Source organism: Kribbella sp. NPDC051620 (genome assembly GCF_044453825.1).
Lineage (GTDB): Bacteria > Actinomycetota > Actinomycetes > Propionibacteriales > Kribbellaceae > Kribbella.
The window spans coordinates 210,219-229,423 of the sequence record NZ_JBITDB010000009.1; the positions used below are offsets into that span (position 1 = coordinate 210,219).

At 69.0% G+C, this 19,205-nt stretch carries 19 protein-coding genes; 8 read left to right on the forward strand and 11 right to left on the reverse strand.

Annotation, left to right across the window (positions count from 1 at the left end; genetic code table 11):
* Nucleotides 1–11 precede the first annotated feature (11 nt).
* Complete coding sequence (locus ACIA12_RS37615) at nt 12–2,504, forward strand: glycosyltransferase (RefSeq protein ID WP_396372189.1); 2,493 nt, start codon at nt 12–14, stop codon at nt 2,502–2,504.
* 55 nt (nt 2,505–2,559) lie between these two features.
* On the opposite strand, the gene ACIA12_RS37620 is transcribed toward ACIA12_RS37615, so the two are convergent.
* A complete protein-coding gene (locus ACIA12_RS37620; protein WP_396372190.1) occupies nt 2,560–3,552 on the reverse strand; it encodes a malate dehydrogenase in 993 nt (330 codons plus the stop codon).
* 173 nt (nt 3,553–3,725) lie between these two features.
* On the opposite strand from ACIA12_RS37620, the gene ACIA12_RS37625 reads away from it, so the two are divergent.
* The 4 genes from ACIA12_RS37625 to ACIA12_RS37640 all read left to right on the forward strand — a co-directional run bounded on the left by ACIA12_RS37625 (nt 3,726) and on the right by ACIA12_RS37640 (nt 7,918).
* On the forward strand, nt 3,726–4,901 hold the full coding sequence (locus ACIA12_RS37625) for a glycerophosphodiester phosphodiesterase (RefSeq protein WP_396372192.1): 1,176 nt from the start codon (nt 3,726–3,728) through the stop codon (nt 4,899–4,901).
* A 22-nt stretch (nt 4,902–4,923) separates the two neighbouring features.
* The gene (locus ACIA12_RS37630; RefSeq protein ID WP_396372193.1) at nt 4,924–5,730 is read left to right on the forward strand and encodes a spermidine synthase; all 807 of its coding nucleotides are present in this window, start codon (nt 4,924–4,926) and stop codon (nt 5,728–5,730) included.
* A 72-nt stretch (nt 5,731–5,802) separates the two neighbouring features.
* Nucleotides 5,803–6,669: an MOSC domain-containing protein gene (locus ACIA12_RS37635; protein ID WP_396372194.1), complete on the forward strand. Its 867-nt coding sequence runs from the start codon at nt 5,803–5,805 to the stop codon at nt 6,667–6,669.
* 10 nt (nt 6,670–6,679) lie between these two features.
* Nucleotides 6,680–7,918, forward strand: coding sequence for an MFS transporter (locus ACIA12_RS37640; protein ID WP_396372196.1), 1,239 nt, complete (start codon nt 6,680–6,682; stop codon nt 7,916–7,918).
* On the opposite strand, the gene ACIA12_RS37645 is transcribed toward ACIA12_RS37640, so the two are convergent.
* Both ACIA12_RS37645 and ACIA12_RS37650 read right to left on the reverse strand, forming a co-directional pair.
* Nucleotides 7,915–8,376, reverse strand: coding sequence for a lamin tail domain-containing protein (locus tag ACIA12_RS37645; RefSeq protein WP_396372198.1), 462 nt, complete (start codon nt 8,374–8,376; stop codon nt 7,915–7,917). The two genes, ACIA12_RS37640 and ACIA12_RS37645, sit on opposite strands and share 4 nt — an antisense overlap.
* A gap of 119 nt (nt 8,377–8,495) precedes the next feature.
* Complete coding sequence (locus ACIA12_RS37650) at nt 8,496–9,278, reverse strand: MBL fold metallo-hydrolase (RefSeq protein WP_396372199.1); 783 nt, start codon at nt 9,276–9,278, stop codon at nt 8,496–8,498.
* Between the two features lie 70 nt (nt 9,279–9,348).
* Between ACIA12_RS37650 and ACIA12_RS37655 the strand changes: the two genes are divergently transcribed.
* Nucleotides 9,349–10,284, forward strand: coding sequence for a GlxA family transcriptional regulator (locus ACIA12_RS37655; RefSeq protein WP_396372201.1), 936 nt, complete (start codon nt 9,349–9,351; stop codon nt 10,282–10,284).
* On the opposite strand, the gene ACIA12_RS37660 is transcribed toward ACIA12_RS37655, so the two are convergent.
* Both ACIA12_RS37660 and ACIA12_RS37665 read right to left on the reverse strand, forming a co-directional pair.
* Nucleotides 10,281–10,559 carry a hypothetical protein gene (locus ACIA12_RS37660; protein ID WP_396372202.1) on the reverse strand — a complete coding sequence of 93 codons (279 nt, stop codon included), beginning with the start codon at nt 10,557–10,559 and terminating at the stop codon, nt 10,281–10,283. The two genes, ACIA12_RS37655 and ACIA12_RS37660, sit on opposite strands and share 4 nt — an antisense overlap.
* Before the next feature lie 123 nt (nt 10,560–10,682).
* Nucleotides 10,683–11,042 (reverse strand): hypothetical protein, encoded by a 360-nt coding sequence (locus tag ACIA12_RS37665; RefSeq protein WP_396372203.1) that lies wholly within the window; start codon nt 11,040–11,042, stop codon nt 10,683–10,685.
* Here ACIA12_RS37665 and ACIA12_RS37670 point away from each other — a divergent pair.
* Nucleotides 11,041–11,604 carry a hypothetical protein gene (locus tag ACIA12_RS37670; protein WP_396372205.1) on the forward strand — a complete coding sequence of 188 codons (564 nt, stop codon included), beginning with the start codon at nt 11,041–11,043 and terminating at the stop codon, nt 11,602–11,604. The two genes, ACIA12_RS37665 and ACIA12_RS37670, sit on opposite strands and share 2 nt — an antisense overlap.
* A gap of 203 nt (nt 11,605–11,807) precedes the next feature.
* Here ACIA12_RS37670 and ACIA12_RS37675 read toward each other — a convergent pair whose 3' ends face one another.
* The 4 genes from ACIA12_RS37675 to ACIA12_RS37690 all read right to left on the reverse strand — a co-directional run bounded on the left by ACIA12_RS37675 (nt 11,808) and on the right by ACIA12_RS37690 (nt 15,875).
* The gene (locus ACIA12_RS37675) at nt 11,808–12,797 is read right to left on the reverse strand and encodes a CAP domain-containing protein (RefSeq protein ID WP_396372207.1); all 990 of its coding nucleotides are present in this window, start codon (nt 12,795–12,797) and stop codon (nt 11,808–11,810) included.
* Nucleotides 12,798–12,972: 175 nt separating this feature from the next.
* Nucleotides 12,973–13,824: a CAP domain-containing protein gene (locus ACIA12_RS37680; protein WP_396372208.1), complete on the reverse strand. Its 852-nt coding sequence runs from the start codon at nt 13,822–13,824 to the stop codon at nt 12,973–12,975.
* A gap of 153 nt (nt 13,825–13,977) precedes the next feature.
* Nucleotides 13,978–14,637 (reverse strand): GNAT family N-acetyltransferase, encoded by a 660-nt coding sequence (locus ACIA12_RS37685; protein WP_396372210.1) that lies wholly within the window; start codon nt 14,635–14,637, stop codon nt 13,978–13,980.
* A gap of 104 nt (nt 14,638–14,741) precedes the next feature.
* Nucleotides 14,742–15,875, reverse strand: coding sequence for a GNAT family N-acetyltransferase (locus ACIA12_RS37690; RefSeq protein WP_396372212.1), 1,134 nt, complete (start codon nt 15,873–15,875; stop codon nt 14,742–14,744).
* Between the two features lie 110 nt (nt 15,876–15,985).
* Between ACIA12_RS37690 and ACIA12_RS37695 the strand changes: the two genes are divergently transcribed.
* Nucleotides 15,986–16,801 (forward strand): DeoR/GlpR family DNA-binding transcription regulator, encoded by an 816-nt coding sequence (locus ACIA12_RS37695; protein ID WP_396372213.1) that lies wholly within the window; start codon nt 15,986–15,988, stop codon nt 16,799–16,801.
* Between the two features lie 121 nt (nt 16,802–16,922).
* On the opposite strand, the gene galK is transcribed toward ACIA12_RS37695, so the two are convergent.
* Both galK and galT read right to left on the reverse strand, forming a co-directional pair.
* Complete coding sequence (gene galK, locus ACIA12_RS37700; RefSeq protein ID WP_396372215.1) at nt 16,923–18,065, reverse strand: galactokinase; 1,143 nt, start codon at nt 18,063–18,065, stop codon at nt 16,923–16,925.
* Nucleotides 18,062–19,111, reverse strand: a complete 1,050-nt coding sequence (gene galT / locus ACIA12_RS37705; protein ID WP_396372216.1) for a galactose-1-phosphate uridylyltransferase — start codon at nt 19,109–19,111, stop codon at nt 18,062–18,064. The genes galK and galT overlap by 4 nt, the downstream gene beginning before the upstream one ends.
* Nucleotides 19,112–19,205 lie beyond the last annotated feature (94 nt).

Genomic DNA, 19,205 nt, shown 5'->3' on the forward strand with positions numbered 1-19,205 from the left:
ACTGAGGCTCAGTGGCAACGGCAGAACACGTCGTGATGATGGTGGCGAACGGCATCGACAACGACAGCAGGGTCCTGAAGGAAGCGATGGCGATCTCCCGCACCGGGGTGCGGGTCACGCTGCTCGGGGTCTCTCCGGACGGTGTCTTGTCGATGAAGTGCCTGGACGGCAACACCGTGATGGCCCGGCTGCCGAGCGCCTTCCCGCTCCGCGACGACCGCCGGCGCCGGCGCGCCCGTCGCCGGGCCCGCCGGTTGCCCTTGCTGGGCTACAAATCGGCCGTCGACGCGGCTGCCCGGGAAGCCCGGATCGCCGCACGGCTGGCCGACCTGAAGGCCGAGTCGGGCGACGCGGTCGGCGCCAAGCGGGCCGGTTCCGCGAATCCGGTCGGCTTCCGGCTGGGCGTCCTGTCCCGCGTGGTCCGGCAGCGCTGGCTGGGCGCCGCTTCGGTCGGGGTCCGGCTCCGGCGGGACTTCATGCTGAGCCAGAACAAGATGTTCGCGAAGAGCTGGGCCTGGTACGACGGCCGGGTGGCGCGGATGGAACGGCCGGTCTCCTGGCGCGAGGTCGTGCCCGAGGCCTGGGACTACGAGCAGATCTTCGGGCAGGTCCTCGACGAACTGGCCCCTGACGTCCTGCACGCCCACGACATGCACCTGGTCGGCGTGGCCGCTCGGGCCAAGGCCCGGGCGAAGCTGCGTGGCCGGAACCTCAAGGTCGTGTACGACGCGCACGAGTACGTGCCCGGCCTCGCGCAGTACGGGCACCGCACGCCGCGGTGGATCGCGGCGTGGGCCGATCACGAGAAGAAGTACCTCGGCGCGGCCGACCGGGTGATCACGGTCAGCTCGGCGATCGCGGAGCGGCTGAAGGAGGAGAACAACCTCGATCACCTGCCGCAGGTCATCCTCAACACCCCGGACATCCCGAAGGAGATCGAGCTCGCCGAGGACATCCGGTCCGTCACTGGCCTGTCCGACGACACTCCGCTGCTGGTCTACAGCGGTGGCATCACGGCGGTACGCGGGGTCGAGACCGCGGTCAGGGCGATGCCGAACATGCCGGACGTGCACCTGGCCGTGGTTGCTGTGCCGACGCCGGACCAGCCCGCGGTCGCAGTACTGCGCAAGCTCGCCATCCGGCTCGGCGTCGAGGACCGGATGCACTACCTGCACCCGGTCGCGCCGCACGAGGTGACCGCGTTCCTCTCGACCGCGGACGCCGGCATCATCCCGATGCTGCGGGCGCCGAACCACGAGATGGCGATGCCGAACAAGCTGTTCGAGTACAGCCTGGGCGGCCTGCCGGTGCTGGTCAGCGACATGTCCAGCATGAAGGGGTTCGTCGGCCAGTTCGGGATCGGCGAGTCCTTCGAGGCCGGTAACCCCGAAGACCTGGCGGAGAAGGCGCAACTGCTGCTCAGCCGCACCAACAAGTACCGCGAGCGGCTGGCCTCGCCGACGTTCAAGCAGGAAGCCGCGTGGAGTGGGCAGGCCGACAAGCTGAGGGTCCTGTACGGCGAGTTGCTCGGCCGCGAGCTGACCGTTGAGCCGCCGCCCGCGCTGGACCGGTCGCGCGTCCTGATCGGCCCGACCAACACCGACGGTCAGGCCTGGGCCTGGGCACGCGCCGTCGAGCGTCATCTGCCGGGCATCGAGGGTGAGTCGCTGCAGGTGGGTGGCGTGGCCGACGAGTTCGGCGTCGACCGGGTCGCGGGCTCGGCGGAGTACAAGAAGAGCGTTGGCTGGCGGATCGAGCATGCCGACCAGATGCTGGAGAACGGGGTCAGTCACGTCCTGTTCGAGTCCGGTCATGCGCTGCTCGGGCAGACCGCTTTGCAGTGGTTCACGAAGGATCTGGAGTTCCTCGAGTCCGCCGGGATCGCGCATGGCGTCGTCTTCCACTCGGCGGATGTCCGCGATCGCCGGTGGCAGGTCACGGCGGAGCGGCTGGCGGAGTACGAGGGGCCGCGGTTCGTGACCTCGCCCGACCTGGTGGATTCGGTCGAGTACAGCGTCTGGCTGCCGGTCGTCATCGACTCTGCCGACCCGGCCTCGAGCACGCCCGTGCTGGAGCGGGAGGTCCCGGTCGTCCTGCACCTTGGGATGGTCGATCCGGTGCTCACCGACCTGCACGACCTCGGGCTGATCGAGTACCAGACGATCGAGAGCCGCTCGCGCGCCGAGCTGCTCGCGCTGGCCCGCGCCGCCGACATCGTGGTCGAGGACCTGAGGTTCGGCTCGTACGGCGTACTGGCGGCCGAGGCGATGGCTGCCGGGCGCGTGGTGGTCGGGCGGATCTCGCAGCGCGTGCGGGACCGGCTGCCGATGGACGTACCGATCGTGCAGGCGGATCCGGGCGAGCTGCGCACCGTGATCGAGCGGCTGATCGGGGAGCGTGAAGAGGCCCAGAAGACGGCCTCTGCCGGGCCGATCTACATCAGCGAGGTGCACGACGGCCGCCGGTCGGCCGAGGCACTGGCGAGCTTCCTCGGCAAAGCCTGAAAACCTGGAAGCCCCCGGACGCCGAGCGTCCGGGGGCTTCTGCGTTGCGGGGTGGTCAGCCGATCAGGCCGAGGGCCTTGACCGCGTCGCGCTCCTCGCCGAGCTCCTTGGTGCTGGCGTCGATCCGGGCGCGGGAGAACTCGTTGATCTCCAGCCCCTGGACGATCTCGTAGTTGCCGTCCTTGGTGGTCACCGGGAACGAGGAGATCAGGCCCTCCGGGACGTCGTACGAGCCGTCGGAGACGACCGCCATCGACAGCCAGTCGCCGTCGGCCGAACCCTGGACCCAGTCCCGCACGTGGTCGATGGTGGCTGCTGCGGCCGATGCGGCCGAGGACGCGCCACGGGCCTCGATGATCGCCGCGCCGCGCTTCTGCACGGTCGGGATGAAGTCGTTCTCCAGCCAGTCCTGGTCGTTGACCATCTCGGCGGCGTTCTTGCCGGCCACCTCGGCATGGAAGATGTCCGGGTACTGGGTGGCGCTGTGGTTGCCCCAGATGGTCAGCTTCTTGAGGTCGGTGACGTGCGTGCCGGTCTTCTTGGCGAGCTGGGCCAGCGCCCGGTTGTGGTCCAGCCGGGTCAGCGCGGAGAAGCGCTCGGCCGGGATGTCCGGGGCGTTGCTGCGGGCGATCAGCGCGTTGGTGTTGGCCGGGTTGCCGGTGACGGTGATCCGGATGTCGTCGGCGGCGTGCTCGTTCAGGGCCTTGCCCTGGACGGTGAAGATCGCGCCGTTGGCCTCCAGCAGGTCGCCGCGCTCCATCCCCTTGGTGCGGGGGCGGGCGCCGACCAGCAGGGCCAGGTTCGCGCCGTCGAAGATCTTGTTGGCGTCGTCGCCGATCTCGACCCCGGCCAGCGTCGGGAAGGCGCTGTCGTCGAGCTCCATCACCACCCCTTCGAGCGCCTTCAGCGCCGGGGTCACCTCCAGCAGCCGCAGCTCGACCGGCGTGTCCGGCCCGAGCAGGGCCCCGCTCGCGATCCGGAACAGCAGGCTGTATCCGATCTGGCCGGCGCCGCCGGTGATGGCGACCTTCACTGGGGTTCTGCTCACGACACGCTCCTCAAAGGATTCAACGACGGACTCCCTTCGGACGCTAGCAAGTCCGGCGCCGGCAGGCGACGGTGGGTCAGGTGATCCACACCACCCGTACATCCGCACGACTCCGTACCGCCTTGTGATGGACCGAGGGTGTGCTCAGTCCCTGACTTGTAAGGAGAAGCTCGATGATCTCGGTGCCCCGCCGGTTCGTCACCGTCGCCGCCTCGGCCGTTGCCGTCGGTGCCTCGGTGTTCGTTCCCCAGCTGTCCAGCTCGTCCCCACGCTCCGCCGTCCAGGAGCAGGCCGCCCAGGCTTCGAACGCACAGCCTCCGGCCGCCCGGCTCGCGGAGGCGAACAAGCACGACGACTTCGTCATCGTCGGCCACCGGGGCGCCTCCGGCTACCGGCCCGAGCACACGCTGGCGTCGTACGAGCTGGCCGCCCGGATGGGCGCCGACTACATCGAGCCCGACCTGGTGACCACCAGGGACCACGTCCTGGTCACCCGGCACGAGCCGGAGATCGGCGGCACGACGGATGTCGCCGCGCACCCGGAGTTCGCCGGCCGGAAGAAGACCAAGAACCTCGACGGCGTCGCGACGACCGGCTGGTTCACCGAGGACTTCACCCTCAAGGAGCTGAAGACGCTGCGCGCGAAGGAGCGGATCCCGGCGATCCGGCAGCACAACACGGTCTTCGACGGGCGGTACCAGATCCCGACCTTCCAAGAGGTGATCGAGCTGACCAAGCGGCTGTCCCGCGAGCTCGGCCGGCCGATCGGCATCTACCCCGAGACCAAGCACCCGACGTACTTCCGTCAGCATTGTCTCCCGCTGGAGCCGGAGCTGATCAAGACGCTGAACCGCAACAACCTGAACCGCCCGGATGCCAAGGTCTTCGTCCAGTCCTTCGAGGTCGGCAACCTGAAGGCGCTCGACAAGGAGCTCCGGGTGCCGCTGGTCCAGCTGACCAGCTCGGCCGGCGCGCCGTACGACTTCGTGGCCAGCGGTGACAAGCGGACGTACGCCGACATCGTGTCCGCCACGGGGCTGCGCGAGGTCGCCACATACGCCGACGGGGTCGGGCCCTCGAAGGACCAGATCATCCCGCTCGACGCCGCCGGCAAGCTCGGCAAGCCGACCGACCTGGTTCGCGACGCGCACCGGGCCGGCCTGGTCGTCCACCCGTACACCTTCCGGGTGGAGAACAACTTCCTGCCGGCCGACTTCGACAGCGACGCCGTGCAGTCCGACTCGGGCAACCTGTTCGGTGAGATCGCGGCGTACCGCAAGGCCGGCATCGACGGCCTCTTCTCCGACAATGCCGACATCGCGGTCGCGGCCGAGGCGGAGTCCAGGTAGTAGCGGCTGGTTAGATGACTGGGTGGAACGAAAGGTAGGCACCGGGACCGCGACGGTCGAGGCGGAGCCGGACGGTACTTTCCTGCTCCGCGTCGACGGGTCGTTGCAGTCCCAGGTCGACCTGGCCGATCCGTCGAACCTAGCGTTCGAGTACGTCCGGCGGATCGGCGACGTGCTCGACCTGGTCGCCGCCCGCAAGCAGCCGATCTCGGTCGTGCACATCGGCGGCGCCGGGCTGACGCTCGCCCGGTACGTCGCCGTCACCCGGCCGCGGTCCCGGCAGATCGTGCTGGAGCCCGACGAGGACCTCACCGAGTTCGTCCGCGAGACGCTCCCGCTGCCGAAGCGGTCCGGGATCAAGGTCCGCGGCGTCACCGGCCGGGCCGGCATCACCGAGCTGTACGAGGACTCGACCGACGTGGTGATCGTGGATGCCTTCGTCCGCGAGGCCGTCCCGGCGAATCTGGTCACCGCCGAGTTCATCGCTTTGTGTGCCCGGACCCTCCGTCCGGGTGGCGTGCTCGTGTTCAACCTGATCGACGGCACCGCCGGGCTGGGCTTCGTTCGCCGGGTGGCCGCGACCTTGCTGGCCGGGCTCGGCGACGGTGTGGTGCTGGCCGAGCGCAAGGTCCTGCGGGGCAAGGGCTTCGGCAACGTCGTACTGGTCGGCTCACCCCAGCCTTTGCCGGATCTGACGCCGCTGGGCCGGCGGGCGCAACCGCCGTACGAGGTGCTGCCACTGGCCGAACTCGCGGGCAAGGCGGCGCCGCTGACGGACGCCGAGGGGTTCGCGTCTCCAGCGGCTCCAGCTGGCACCTTCGGCCGCTGAACTGGACAAAGCGCTGTCAGCCTTGCCGAAAACCATGGCAGGGAAGAGCCGGGTGGCAGGTAGCTTTGGCGGGTGTCTGCTGCCAGGGTTGCCGAGCTGAGGTACTACCCCGTGAAGGGTCTCGCCGGGGTGTCCGTCGAGCGAGCCGACGTCCTTGCGACCGGACTGCGGCACGATCGGAACTTCATGCTGGTCGACCCGGCGGACGGCAGCTTCCTCAGCCAGCGCGTGTTGCCTTCGATGGCGCCGCTGCGCGTCGAGGTACTGGCCGACGGGGACTCGCTCCGGTTGTCGGCTGATGGCGCCGAGGATCTCGTAGTACAGGTCGCGTACGACGGGAAGCGGCGTGACGTGAGCTTGTTCGGCAAGTGGTTCGGGGCCGGCGTGGTGCAGGACGCGGCCGCCGAGGAGTGGTTCTCCGAGCGGTTGGGGCGGCCGGTCGGGTTCGTCCGGGTCACACCGGAGCACGAGCGGCCCGGGTGGGGTGTGCACAAGGGACTCACCGGGTTCGGCGACGCGCATGCGCTGATGATCACGTCGTACTCCTCGCTCGACGGGCTCAACGCGCGGATCATGGAGGCCGGCGGGGACGCGATTCCGATGGACCGCTTCCGGCCGAACCTCGTCATCACGGGCTGGCCTGAGGCGCATACCGAGGATCGCTTGCTGCGGGCGTCGGCGGGCTCGCTCGAGTTCGGCTACTCGGCCCGGGGGATCCGGTGTGCGGTGCCGACCGTTGACCAGGCGACGGGGGAGAAGCGCGGCCCGGAGCCGACTCGCACGCTGGCGACGTACCGGCGGCAGCCCGACTACGGCGGCGGCGTGAGCTTCGGCATCAAGGGCGCGGTACTGGCTCCCGGAGTTGTTGCTGTAGGCAACGAGATCTCGGTCCACGAATGGCTGCCGGAAGGCGCCGATCCGGCGCCATCCTCTCGCTGAGAGCCTGAGGGTGTCGTTACGGCGGAACAGGCCGTTCGCGTTCTTCTGGGTCGCGCAACTGTTGTCCAACGCCGGTACGCAGGTCAGCGAACTCGCCATCCCGTTCATCGCGGTGCTGACCCTGTCAGCCGGACCGGCAGCCATGGGTGTCCTGACGGCCTTGGAAGCCCTGCCCAGCTTGGTTCTGGCCGTGTTCCTCGGTGTGTTCGTGGATCGGTTCCGGCGTGGTCGGCTGCTGTTCTGGTGCAACATCGGCCAAGGCGTTCTGATCGGCACAGTGCCCTTGGCCGCCGCCTTCGACGTGCTCACGATGGCGCAGCTCTGCGTGGTGACCTTCGCGGTGGGTGGACTCGCGCTGGCCTACGGACTGGCTCACACCGCCTACATCCCAGCGCTGGTACCCGATCGCAGGCAACTGACTGCCGCGAACAGCAGCATCGCGCTGACCGATTCAGTCACCGCAGTAGCCGGCCCAGGCCTCGGCGCTCTACTCGTCCAGCTATTGACTGCTCCCGTAGCCATCGCCGTCGACAGCGCCTCCTTCCTCATCGCCGCCTTGCTCCAAGCAAGCGGACGAGGCCCCGACCCATTGCCGATGGCGGAGAGGACCCGATTCCTGCCGTCCGTCCGAGCCGGCTTCGCAGCGTTCCGCGGACAGCCAGGCATCGTCGCCATCACCGCCGGCAAGGGCAGCTTCGACTTCTTCCAATGGGGTGTGATCGCCCTCTACGTCCTGTACGCCGTCCGCGAACTGCATCTGCCGGCCGCCGCGATCGGCGCCATCGCAGTACTGGGCTCTCTCGGCCCCTTGCTGGCCGGCGTCATCACCACCCCAGTGAGCCGCCGCTTCGGTACGACCTGGACGTCGGTCATCGCCGCCGTCCTCCTGGGTGGCAACCTGCTCACGCCCCTGGCGAGCGGCCCCGACCTGCTGGTGATCGCCACCATCGGTTTGGGACAACTGCTCCTCGGCCTCGGCGTCGTCTTCCTGATCATCGTCCGCGCCACCATGCTCCAACGATCAGTAGCCCCCGAACTGCTCGGCCGAGCCGGCTCGGTGATCCGCCTGGTCGAGTGGGGCGCCGGCCCCCTCGGCGGTCTCTTCGGAGGCCTGCTCGGCGCCACCCTCGGCCTACGCCCGGCCCTGGTCCTCCTTGGCATCGGCACCTTGTCCGCCGTGCCCTGGATAGCAATCGCCGCCGCGCGCGGGCACCTCACGATGCCCGACGAGCAGCTGGCGACGAGCTAGCAGGCGACGCGGGCGCGTCCCTTGACGGCCTTGTAGGCGCACGTGTCGAAGGTCTTGCCGGCGGGCGTCTGGAAGCGGGCGGTGTCGCCGGTGTTGTTCCAGATGTAGTTGCCCTGGTTCCAGTACAGGTGGACCGCGGTGTTGCGGTTCTTGCCGGTGTGGACGACCGCCGTCGTCCGGCCCTTGAGCACATAGCCGCGCGGGAAGACGTAGGTGTGGTTGGCGACGTCCTTCACCCGGTACCCGCTCAGGTTGATCGCCTTCGTGCTGACGTTGCGGATGCTGAAGTACTCCTGGTTGAGCTGCGCGTTGGTCCGGTAGTCCGTACCAGGCGGGTCGTACTGGATCCCGGTCAGTACCACCGAACTGGCCGCCATCGCAGGCAGCGGTACGGCGAAGCCGACCACCGCGGTGATGACGGCGGCGGCGATGGGCAGGCTGAAGCGTCGTACGAACACGGATTTCCCCTCCGGCTGTGGGCCGATTCCCCCCGGCCCGATGAACTGCTGACTGCCGGTTCCCCCCGGCGGGTCGAACCTAGAGGTCACCCTCCGTGGTCGTCAAGAGGTGAGAGCACTCAGAGTGACAATGGCTCGCCCGTCGGCGGGAGTTGCAGCGGCAGACCGGCGTCGGCGAACGTCTTGGCCAGGATGTCGGGACCTTCGGAGAAGTGGGCCCAGCCTTCGGTGTGGATGGGGACGATGACGGCTGGGGCCAGGCGGCGGGCGGCTTCGACTGCGGCTTCCGAGGTGAGGGTGAGGGGCGCGCCGTCCAGTAGGGCGGTACGGGCCGCGCCTGCGAACAGTATGGCGACGTCGACCGTCCGAGCCGTGACGCCGGGGATCGTGCCGGCCTTGAGTCGTTGGGTGATCTCCGCAACCAGGTCTACCGAAGCGTTGTCGCCCGACACATAGACCGTCGGTATGCCGTCGCCGCTCAGCAAGAAGCCGGTGACGATGCCGGTGACCGACTCGCAGCCCTCAGGTCCATGCCGGGCAGGCAGTCCGGTGACGACGAGTACGCCGCCGTCCGGCCGCTGCAACTCGACCGACTCCCAGTTCTCCAGCCCCCGAACGCCTTCGATTCGCTCAGCGGCATCTGGCGTCGACAGCACCACCGGGATGGACGGCAGCAGTTCGCGGCCGCTCTCGTCGAGGTTGTCCTTGTGCTGGTCGTGGGACAGCAGCACAGCGTCGATCGGGCCCAGCTCGGCGACACCCAGCGCAGGACCGGTCAGCTTGGTCATCACCCGGCCGGGCAGCTGGTACTCGCGCGGCTGGTCGAACGCCGGATCGGTCAGCAATGAGAGCCCGCCAAGGCTGATCAGGGCCGTCGGCCCGCCCACATGTGTGATCTTCATGGCCCCATCCTTCAGCCCGCAGCAGCGCTAGACCATTGGCCCGGGGGACATAGTTCCTTAAGATCGGGCCATGCGCTCCGTTGCGGTTCTCGCGTACGACGGGATGAGCCCGTTCCACCTCTCCGTGCCCTGCCTCGTGCTCGGCGATCGACTCGGCGGCGAGGTCGAGTACGACGTACAGGTCTGTGCCGAGCACCCTGGCCGACTCGGCACCAACGCAGGCTTCGACCTGTACGTCGATCGCGGGCTCGACGTGATGGAGCACGCCGACCTGGTCATCCTGCCGAGCTGGGATCCCGACAGAGAGCCGTCCGGCCTGCTGGTGGAGGCGATTCGCGCGGCGCATGCCCGCGGGGCGACAGTGGTCGGGCTCTGCATCGGCGCGTTCCTGGTGGCGGCCAGTGGCATCGCGGACGGACGGGACGTGGTCACGCATTGGCGGTGGGCCGAGCGCCTCGCGGCGCAGTACCCGAAGGTCGATGTGCGGGCCGACGTCCTCTGGTCAGACCTCGGCGACCTGGTCACCTCGGCCGGCACTGCGGCCTCCCTCGACTGCTGTCTCCACCTCGTCCGGACCCACCACGGGGTCGAGCGGGCCGAGCAACTGGCCCGGGTGATCGTGGTCGCGCCGCACCGAAGTGGGTCGCAGGCGCAGTACATCCCGGTACCTGTCCCGCCGGACCCAACGGACGACGTGATCGAGCGGGCGATGGTCTGGGCCCGAACGCGCCTCGACCAGCCGGTATCGCTGGACGAATGGGCGGCCGCGGTCGCGCTGTCCCGGCGTACCTTCACCAGGCAGTTCCGGGCGCGCACGGGAAGCAGCGGGCAGGCCTGGTTGCTCCAGCAGCGGCTGGATCGCGCCAGGCTGTTGCTGGAGACAACCGACCAGTCAATCGAGCGGGTCGCGACGGCGAGCGGCTTCGGCAGCAGCGCGGCGCTGCGCCACCACTTCCACTCCGTGCTCGGGACGACGCCGCAGCGCCACCGGCAGGAGTTCGGCTAGAGCAGTAAGAACAGGGTGTAGAGGGCCGGCGTGGCGAAGGTGACCAGCAGGATCCAGGCCATCATCTTGTGGCCCGGCTTGGCCCGGTCCAGGTTGGCGACGAAGTGCACGACCGCGCCTTCCTCGGTATGCCGGCTCAGCCCGACCCGCTTGGCGTCCTCCGGCCGGCGGTCCGGGCGCTCGTCCGCGATCGCGTCCGGCGGGATGCCGTACAACGCGGGCCGGGGCGGATCGAGATCATCGCGCTCGCCGTACATCCGGCCTCCCCGCAGCATCGGTGGAGGCTCAAGCTAACCCCGCTCGGGAGGCCGACTCAAGCACCTCGCCCCATCGTCCCACCCAGAGACCCCAAACGGCGGCCCGCACCCCGCGAGCCGCCGTCCTGGGTTACCACCCGACTACTTGAAGTCAACCACCCAAGCGACTCGCGTCCTGGTGCTGCAGACCAGCGGGCAGAGCGCGCCGACCTTGTGATCGGCGGTTCCCTGGCCGACGCCGAGTTCACGCAGACCACAGTTGAACACGATGCTGGAGCTCTGGCTCTTCAGCTTGTCGAAGGCCGCCTTCGCCGTGACACCGTCGCCACCCGCGGCCACCATCGAAGAGGAGCTGTCGGAGACGTCGCCGTTGTCGGCCCGGGTTTCCGCATCCGTCCGTGCGCCGCCGGTGAGATTGCTGTTCGGCCGCAGTGGTGCACAGCCGCGCTCGACTCGTTCGTTGTCGACCAGCGAGAACAGCTCCTGCTCCTCAGGCTTCATGCTGCCGCCGTCCGCGGGTGGTGGTGGGGTGCTGGTGCTCGGGGACGGGGTGGTGCTCGGTGAGTGGGTCGGCGTCGCGTTCGGGTTGTCCGGCGCCTTCGTGGTGGTGCTGCTGGTCGGCCCGTCGGTCGCGCCCGTCGTCGGACCGTTCGTCGGACCGTCGGTCGGTCCATCAGTCGGGCCGTTGGTCGGGCCGTCCGTCGGCGTCGTGCTCGGCCCGTCGGTGGGCTTCTGGCCCGGGGTCGACGGGGTGTCGCTCGGGGACGGCGTACCGGCGGACGGCGTACCGGATGGTGTGCTGCTCGGCGTGCTGGCCGATGGTCGCGCCACGACCGGCTTGGTCGACGCGGTCACGTACGTGTCGTCGTCGCGCGTGACATACGGCACCGACGCGTCGGCCTCGTTGGACTGTGGCTGGTGGAGCAGGATCCAGGAGATCGGCGTGATCACCAGGATCACGGTCCCCATCGCTACCGTGATCCGCTTCAGGCGGGACTCCGGCCGAGCGGTCGCCGGCTTGCTGCGTCGTCGCCGCCCGGCGGCTGATCGCTGTGACATTTAGATAGGTGTTCCCTTCACGGTCGCGCCCCCAAGACGTGCCTCATTCGTCTCACCGCGGCGCTGTGAGGAGCGCCCGATGGTGTAGCAAGGACGGATCTACCCGCGCTGATCGCGGGACAACCGGGCATCCGTTGTCGGTTCGCCACAGTGGTTGTGACAAACACGGTGCCCAGCGGACAATGCTGACGACGGTCGGTACTGCGGTCAGTTGCGACCGAAGTCCTGCACCCAGCTGCCCTTGCCCCATTCCGGCTTGACCTGCCCCGGGTCGTACCCGATGCCGATCACGGTGAACCGGCAGTTGAGGATGTTCGCCCGGTGCCCGTCGCTGTTCATCCAGGCGTTGAAGACCTTCTGGGCGGTGCTGTAGCCGGCCGCGATGTTCTCGCCCCAGCCCGAGCCGTGGTACCCGGCCTTGGCCATCCGGTCGCCCGGGTCCTGGCCGTCGGGGTTGGTGTGGTCCATGTAGTGCCGGCGAACCATGTCGGACGCGTGCGAACCGGCGGCCTCGACCAGCGCGTCGTTCAGTTGCAGCGGACGGCAGCCCTGACTGCGCCGGGCCTGGTTGGTGAGGTCGAGGACCTCGCGCTCGATCGAGCTGGTGCCGCCACCACCCGGCGGCGGTGGCGGCGGGTCGTCCGGGGTCGGCTCGGTGGTGGTGACCGTCTTGGTCGGCGTCTTCGTCGGCTGGGTGGCCGATTTGGTCGGCCGCGACGGCTTCGGCTTCTGGGTCGGCTTGCCTTGACCGTCCTTGGTCGCGACCGGTCCGGTCGGCGTGACGGTGACCGTCTCGATCCCGCCGGCCGGGCCGGTGGTGATGACGGTGGTGGGTGCGGCTGGCGTGGCCGACGTACCGGAGCTCGAGGTCGACTCGGCCGATCCCAGGGCCGGCGTACCGGTCGAGATGACGGTCTTGCCGTTCGGCAGCGTCTTGGTCACGGTGACCTTCGGCTTGCCGGCGGCGGCGCTCTCACCCTCGACGGCGGCGGGGCCGGAGTTGTCCTCGGAGACGTTGAGAACCTTGGTGGCATCGTCGTCGGCGACAGCCGAACCGTCGCGGGCCGACATCAGATAGACCACGGGTCCGATGGCGAGTAGCACGGACAGGGCACTGACGATCGGGCCGATCAGGCCTCTGCGTCGGGGTGCTTTCCTTCTGCTGCGGTGCCGCCCAGGGGTAGGCGAGTCCGTCATGGGTGGGCGAGTCCTCTTCAGTTCGTCGTACTACCGGAAGTTCCGTCGTTCCCCGTGCGTGTTCGTTGCCAGGCCCCCCTGGTTACCGAACAGTGACCTTAACCGACCCGCAAGGTCACTGTTACGGGTCCGCGCTCGGTCTTAACGAACCCCTTAGATTCAGGGCGTTACGAGGTCAGCCACCGAAGTCCTGGACCCAGGAACCGTTGCCCCAGTCGGACTTGACCTGGCCGGCGTCGTAGCCGATGCCGATCATCGTGTAGTCGCAGTTGAGGATGTTCTTGCGGTGGCCCTCGCTGTGCATCCAGCCGTCCACCACGGCGGCCGCACTTTTGTAGCCGACGGCAATGTTCTCGGCCATCGCGCCGCCCTTGAATCCGGCCGCCTTCATCCGGTCGAACGGCGACCGGCCGTCCTGGCTGTTGTGGTCGAAGTAGTGGTGCACGACCATGTCGGTCGCGTGCAGGTCGGCGGCCTTGGTCAGCGCGCTGTTCGTCCGCAGCGGACCGCAGCCGTTCTTGGCGCGTTCCTGGTTCGTCAACTGCAGCACCTGCGCCTCGGCGCCACCACTCGGCGCCGGCGGCTTGGTGATCGGCGGCTTGGTCGACGGCTTCGGCGTCGCGGTGTGGGTCGGCCGCGGCGTCGTCTTCGTCGGCTTGGGGGAGCGGGTGCCCTGCCGACTCGGCGCGGTGGACGAGCGGGTCGGCGTCGGGGTCGGGGTCGGCGTCGCGCTGGGCGTCTTCGACGGCGTCCTGGCGGGCGTCGCGGAGGCCTTGGGCGTCGGGGTGGCCACCGGGACGCTGTCGTCCTCGATCGGCGAACTGCTCTGCACCGTCAGCGGCTGGTCCTGGCTGGTCGGTTCGGTGGTGTCGCGGGTCACGTACCAGCCGGCGCCGGCCAGCAGGGCGAGTACCGCCATCGCTCCCAGGATCGGCCCCGCGACGCCACGGCGCTGCTTGCGGCGGCCGTGCGATCGGGGCGGTTCGGGGTTGCTCTCGTAGAAGGGATCGTTCGGTACTTCGTTCATTGCAGCCAGCGAGCCTCTCGTCGTCGATCCCCGTCGTCCCCAGGCCGTGCGGCACGGACGTTATCGGATCTTGATGTAACACGACGAGCCCCTACCGCCGGCCACCACCCGGATTGACGAACCTTTTACGACTGCGGGGGTGGCCGACGCCGGCTAGGAGCGGGCGATGACGATGTCGGCGACGACCTTCCAGCCGAGGCTGCGGTAGAGCCGGAGGCCGTCGATCGAGGCGATCAGGATGCCGCGTTTGGCGCCCTGGGCGGCCGCGGTCTCCACGAGCGACGCCATCACGGCGCTGCCCAGGCCGCGCCGCCGGTGCGCCGGGTCGGTCTCGATCCGGTCGGCGACCGCGTCCTGGCCGACCACCGCCATCCGGCCACTCGAGACGACGCCACCGTGCAGCGTCGCCCGGGTGATGATCAGGTCGTCCTCGAGCTCGGTGTGCAGCGTGTACCGCTCGTTCAGCTTGAGCGCGGGCTGCTCGGACAGCTGGATCGTCATCAGCCAGTCCTGGTCCGGCTGCACCTCCAGCCCGAGATCCTCGAGCTGCTCGATCCGCGCCTCCCGGTCGTCGGTGGCCAGCGTCACCCAGCCGGCGCCCCGGCCGCTGCCCGCGGCTCTGGCCAGCTCGGCGGCGCGCTCGACCCGCTCGGGTTTGTCGTCGGCGTCCAGTACGACGTACTCCATCGCGCGGTTCTCCTCGCCCGCGCGGACGGTCAGGATCCCGTCGTTGTCATCCTCGACTGTGGTCCAGCCCCGCGATACAGACCACCCGGCCTGCCAACGGCGGACGAGTTCCTCACGATCTCTCACTCGACGATTCAAGCAGTCGAAACGTTCCACGGCGAGGGGAAGTGGTGTCGGCTGTCACCATCTGGTCGCTGAACGGCGGATTCGTTACCTCTGTGAACGATTTTTCACGCCGTTCCGGGCCGCTGGTCGGTGCTCAGCAGATCGAAGGCGTGCAGATCGCGGAACCCGCCGTCACGATCCGGGCTGGCGGCGCGCTCGCGCCCGGTCCGGGCGAACCCGTTGACCTCGGCAACGCGCTGGGACGCCGTGTTGCCCTCGGCAGCGAACAGCACCAGCCGGCGCCGTCCGAGCCCGCCGTCCTCGACCGGGGTGAAGGCGTGCCCGATCGCGCCCCGGACCGCGGTGCTCATCACGCCGCGGCCGCGCGCGTCGGGGTGCGCCCAGTAGCCGACCTCACCCATCGTCTTGTCGATCCGGTTCCTCAGGTCGAACACGCTCACGTTGCCGAGCAGTTCATCGGTGTCCGGGTCGGCGATCGCCCAGGAGACGCCCTCCCCATTGGCGAGATTCTCCAGCCGGCTCTCGATGAATCCCTCCGCATCCTCGAGCTGGTAAGGCTTCGGGAGGCCGACCAGCCACTCCTGGGTTCGCGCGTCGTTGCAGGCCTCAATCAGGCGTTTGGCGTCGGTACTCTCAAACGCCCGCAGCCGCACCCCATCCAGCTCGATGACCGGTACGCGCCACCAGTTGCCCTGCGGCTCCGGTACGTCGTCGCGTGCGATCGACGCGACCCACTCGTCCCGGCGTACGCCGCGCTGGACCCCGCCGGCTGGAATCGTCACCAGATTCCGGAAGCCGGCCTTCCACGCGACCCGCCGGGAGCCCCAGTTGCCGACGTACGCCCGCCAGTTCACCCGCTCCCAGCCCTGGTCGAACGCGTAGGCCACGGCCAGCCGCAACGCCCGGGTCATCACGCCGTTGCCCCGGGCCCACGGCGCGATCGCGAACCCGACGTCGCCGACGTTGCCCTCCGCGGGGCGCAGGTCGATGGTGCCCGCGTAGCGGCCGTCGTACTCGATCGCCCAGGCCCAGCTGGTGCCCGCGCGCCAGTTGGCCGGGACGAACTCGGTCAGGTAGTGCTCGGCGTTGCTCAGCTCGTACGGCACCGGGATCGTCGTCCAGCGCTGCATCTCCGGGTCCTGGCACACCGCGTACGCGGGCTGGATGTCCGCCACGGTGTGCGCACGCAGCGTCACGGCATCGTCGGCCAGGGTGGGGACGTCCTCGGGGAATCGCATGGCTCAGCCTGACAAGCCGCGCGCCGGGCGGCAACGGTATTTCACGGAGTGCGACGCAAATCAACACTTTCCGACTGCGATCGGGCAGCCCAGACCTTAGGCTGTCTGCTGTGAACGTCTCCGGTCCCACCGAACCGTCCCGCGGCCGGGGCGGTCAGCTCGCCGCTCAGCGGCAGGCCACGATCGTTGCCGAGGTCAACAGCCGGGGCGCGATCACGGTCGCCGAGCTGGTCGACCGCTTCGGCGTGTCCGACATGACGATCCGGCGCGACCTGGACGCCCTCGACTCCAGCGGCCTGCTGCACAAGGTGCACGGCGGCGCGACGTCGGTCGGCCTGCGCAGCGCCCACGAGCCGGGCTTCGACGCCAAGCTCACCCAGGAGTCCGCCGCCAAACAGGCGATCGCGATCGAGGCCGCCGCCCGGGTCCAGCCCGACAGCGCGATCGGCATCGGCGCCGGTACGACGACGTATGCGCTGGCCCGTCAGCTGCTCCGGGTCGAGAACCTCACCGTCGTCACCAACTCGGCTCGCATCGCCGACGTCTTCCACGGCAACGCCCGCTCCGACCGCACAGTCGTCCTCATCGGCGGCATCCGCACCCCTTCAGACGCGTTGGTCGGCCCCATCGCCACCGCAGCCCTCCAGTCCCTCCACCTGGACCTCCTGTTCCTGGGAGCCCACGGCGTAGACGCCGAACACGGCCTCAGCACCCCCAACCTGATGGAAGCCGAAACCAACCGCTCCTTCATCGCCGCCAGCCGCGAGGTGGTCCTGGTAGCCGACCACACCAAGTGGGGCACCATAGGCCTCAGCACCTTCGCCACCTGGTCCGACCTAGACCTGGTAGTCACCGACTCCGGCCTCCCCCCATCCGCCAGAAAATCCATGCGAGAAACCGGCTGCGACCTACTAATAGCCACCTAACCCCACAGGGCCGGTGACGAGCCCACATCTTGTGGGCTTGAACACCATCCGGTGACCTTGAACAAGGTGTGCCTTGTTCGCACCCACCGCTTCCTGTTCAAGCCCACAAGATGTGGGCTCGTTACAGGTGGGGTCGGGCGAGGCGGGAGGCGCCGGGGGAGGGGGTGGCGTCGAGGGAGGTCGGCGGGTTGAAGCCGTGGTCGGCGAAGGCCTTGTTGATGGCAGCCAGTACTTCGCCGGTGGCGGACGCCTCGGTCAGGGCGATGATGCAGCCGCCGAAGCCGCCGCCGGTCATTCGGGCGCCTAGGGCTCCGGCGGCCAGGGCGGTGTCTACTGCTACGTCCAGCTCGGGGACGGTGATTTCGAAGTCGTCGCGGAGGGAGGCGTGGGAGGCGGTGAAGAGGGGGCCCACGTCTCGGAGGCGGCCGGCGTGCATGAGGGCCACGGCGTCTTCGACCCGGCGGATCTCGGTGACCACGTGGCGGACGCGGCGGCGGGTGACCTCGTCGGTCAGGCGGGACAGCGCGTCGTCGAGGTCTTCGTAGGCGATCGAGCGCAGCGCCGGTACGCCGAGTTCGGCCGCGGCCTGTTCGCAGGACTTGCGGCGGGCCGCGTACTCACCGTCGACGTGCCGATGTGGCGCCTTCACGTCGACGACCAGCAGGGCGAGGCCGTCGGCGGGCGGGTCGAAGGGGATCTGAGCCGTCGACATCGCGCGGATGTCGAAGTACAGGGCGTGGCCGGCCGTGCAGCACATCGAGGCCATCTGGTCCATCAGGCCGACCGGCGCACCGACGTACTGGTTCTCGGCCCGCTGAGCCAGCCGCGCAACCTCGGCCGGTTCAACGGAGACGGAATGCAATCCCAACAGGGCAACGGCGGTCGCGCACAGCAGAGCAGCCGACGACGACAGGCCGGCACCGGTCGGCAGGTCCGACTCGACCAGCAGGTTGGCGCCACCGATCTCGTACTTGTCCTGCAGCAGCACCCAAGCAGCCCCGGCCGGATAGGCCGCCCAGTCCTTCACCGAGCCAGGAGCCAACGAGTCCAGCGAGAACTCGACCACGTCCTGCTGCCCGGACGACGCCACCGCGACGACGCCGTCCGTACGGGCCGAGGCCGTGATCGTGATCTGGTTCGGCAACGCGATCGGCAGCACCAGGCCGTCGTTGTAGTCGGTGTGCTCGCCGATCAGGTTGACCCGCCCGGGCGCGCGCCACACGCCGTCGGCCTCGACGCCGAAGACCTCCACGAACCTGCTCACGAGCCCACCTTCCGCAGCGTCTCGGCGACATCCTCGGGCAGCGTGTCCGAGATGAACGCGCCCATCCCCGACTCCGATCCCGCGAGGTACTTGATCTTGTCCTGCGCCCGCCGGATCGACAACAACTCCAGGTGCAGATAACCCAGCTCGCGATCCACCCGCACCGGCGCCGGATGCCAGGCCGCGATGTACGGCAGGTCGTCGTCGTACTGTCCGTCGAACCGTCGCAGCACGTCGAGGTACAGCATCGTGAAGTCGTCCTGCTCCTCGGTCGTCAGGTCGGAGATGTCGGCGACCTGACGATGCGGATACAGGTGTACTTCGACCGGCCACCGAGCCGCCTGCGGGACGAAGGCGGTCCAGTTCCCGTTCTGCGCCACCACCCGGCGGCCGTCCTTGCGCTCGGCCGCCAGGACATCGGCGAAGAGGTTGCTCCCGGCAACTTCCTGGTGCTCGCGGGCGCGCGCCATCAGCGTCTTGATCCGCGGCGGCAGGAACGGGTAGGCGTAGATCTGGCCGTGCGGGTGGCTCAGCGTGACGCCGATCTCGCGGCCGCGGTTCTCGAACGGGAAGACGTACTCGACGTCGGGCCGCGCGCTGAGCTCGGCCGTCCGGTCGGCCCAGGCCTCGACGACCAGCCGGGCCTGGCCCTGGGACAGCTCGGTGAAGGACTTGTTGTGGTCGCTGGTGAAGCAGACCACCTCGCACCGGCCGGGTCCGGAGAACGACGGGAACCGGTTCTCGAAGACGGCGACGTTGTAGTCGTGGTCCGGGATCTCGGTCGCGTTGCCGGGCCGGCTGGCGTCCAGCGGGCACTGGTCGGCCGGCGGCAGGTACGTCCGGGTGTTGCGGTGGGTGGCGAAGGTGATCGTGTCACCGGTCAGCGGATCGATCCGGAACTCGGCCAGCGGCTTCGGCGCGGGCAGTCCGCGGCTGTCCTCGAGCGGCACCCGGACCGGCGCGTCGGCCGGGTCGTAGTAGATCAACTGACGGCCGTCGGACAGCGTGGTGTCCGTCCGGCGAGCGCCGCGAGGAGTGGTGTTCATAGCGAACCATCATATATCAACATATTCGAACATGCATCGTGAGACCCGCCACCGCTACTCTTGATCGATGGACGTCGCCCTACCATCGCGTCCT

Coding starts and splice junctions, on each gene's coding strand:
- ACIA12_RS37625 (WP_396372192.1), top strand. CDS start 3,726: ATGATCTCGGTGCCCCGCCGGTTCGTCACCGTCGCCGCCTCGGCCGTT.
- ACIA12_RS37650 (WP_396372199.1), bottom strand. CDS start 9,278: ATGAAGATCACACATGTGGGCGGGCCGACGGCCCTGATCAGCCTTGGC.
- ACIA12_RS37655 (WP_396372201.1), top strand. CDS start 9,349: ATGCGCTCCGTTGCGGTTCTCGCGTACGACGGGATGAGCCCGTTCCAC.
- ACIA12_RS37660 (WP_396372202.1), bottom strand. CDS start 10,559: ATGCTGCGGGGAGGCCGGATGTACGGCGAGCGCGATGATCTCGATCCG.
- ACIA12_RS37670 (WP_396372205.1), top strand. CDS start 11,041: ATGCTGCCGCCGTCCGCGGGTGGTGGTGGGGTGCTGGTGCTCGGGGAC.
- ACIA12_RS37665 (WP_396372203.1), bottom strand. CDS start 11,042: ATGAAGCCTGAGGAGCAGGAGCTGTTCTCGCTGGTCGACAACGAACGA.
- ACIA12_RS37675 (WP_396372207.1), bottom strand. CDS start 12,797: ATGACGGACTCGCCTACCCCTGGGCGGCACCGCAGCAGAAGGAAAGCA.
- ACIA12_RS37680 (WP_396372208.1), bottom strand. CDS start 13,824: ATGAACGAAGTACCGAACGATCCCTTCTACGAGAGCAACCCCGAACCG.
- ACIA12_RS37690 (WP_396372212.1), bottom strand. CDS start 15,875: ATGCGATTCCCCGAGGACGTCCCCACCCTGGCCGACGATGCCGTGACG.
- galT (WP_396372216.1), bottom strand. CDS start 19,111: ATGAACACCACTCCTCGCGGCGCTCGCCGGACGGACACCACGCTGTCC.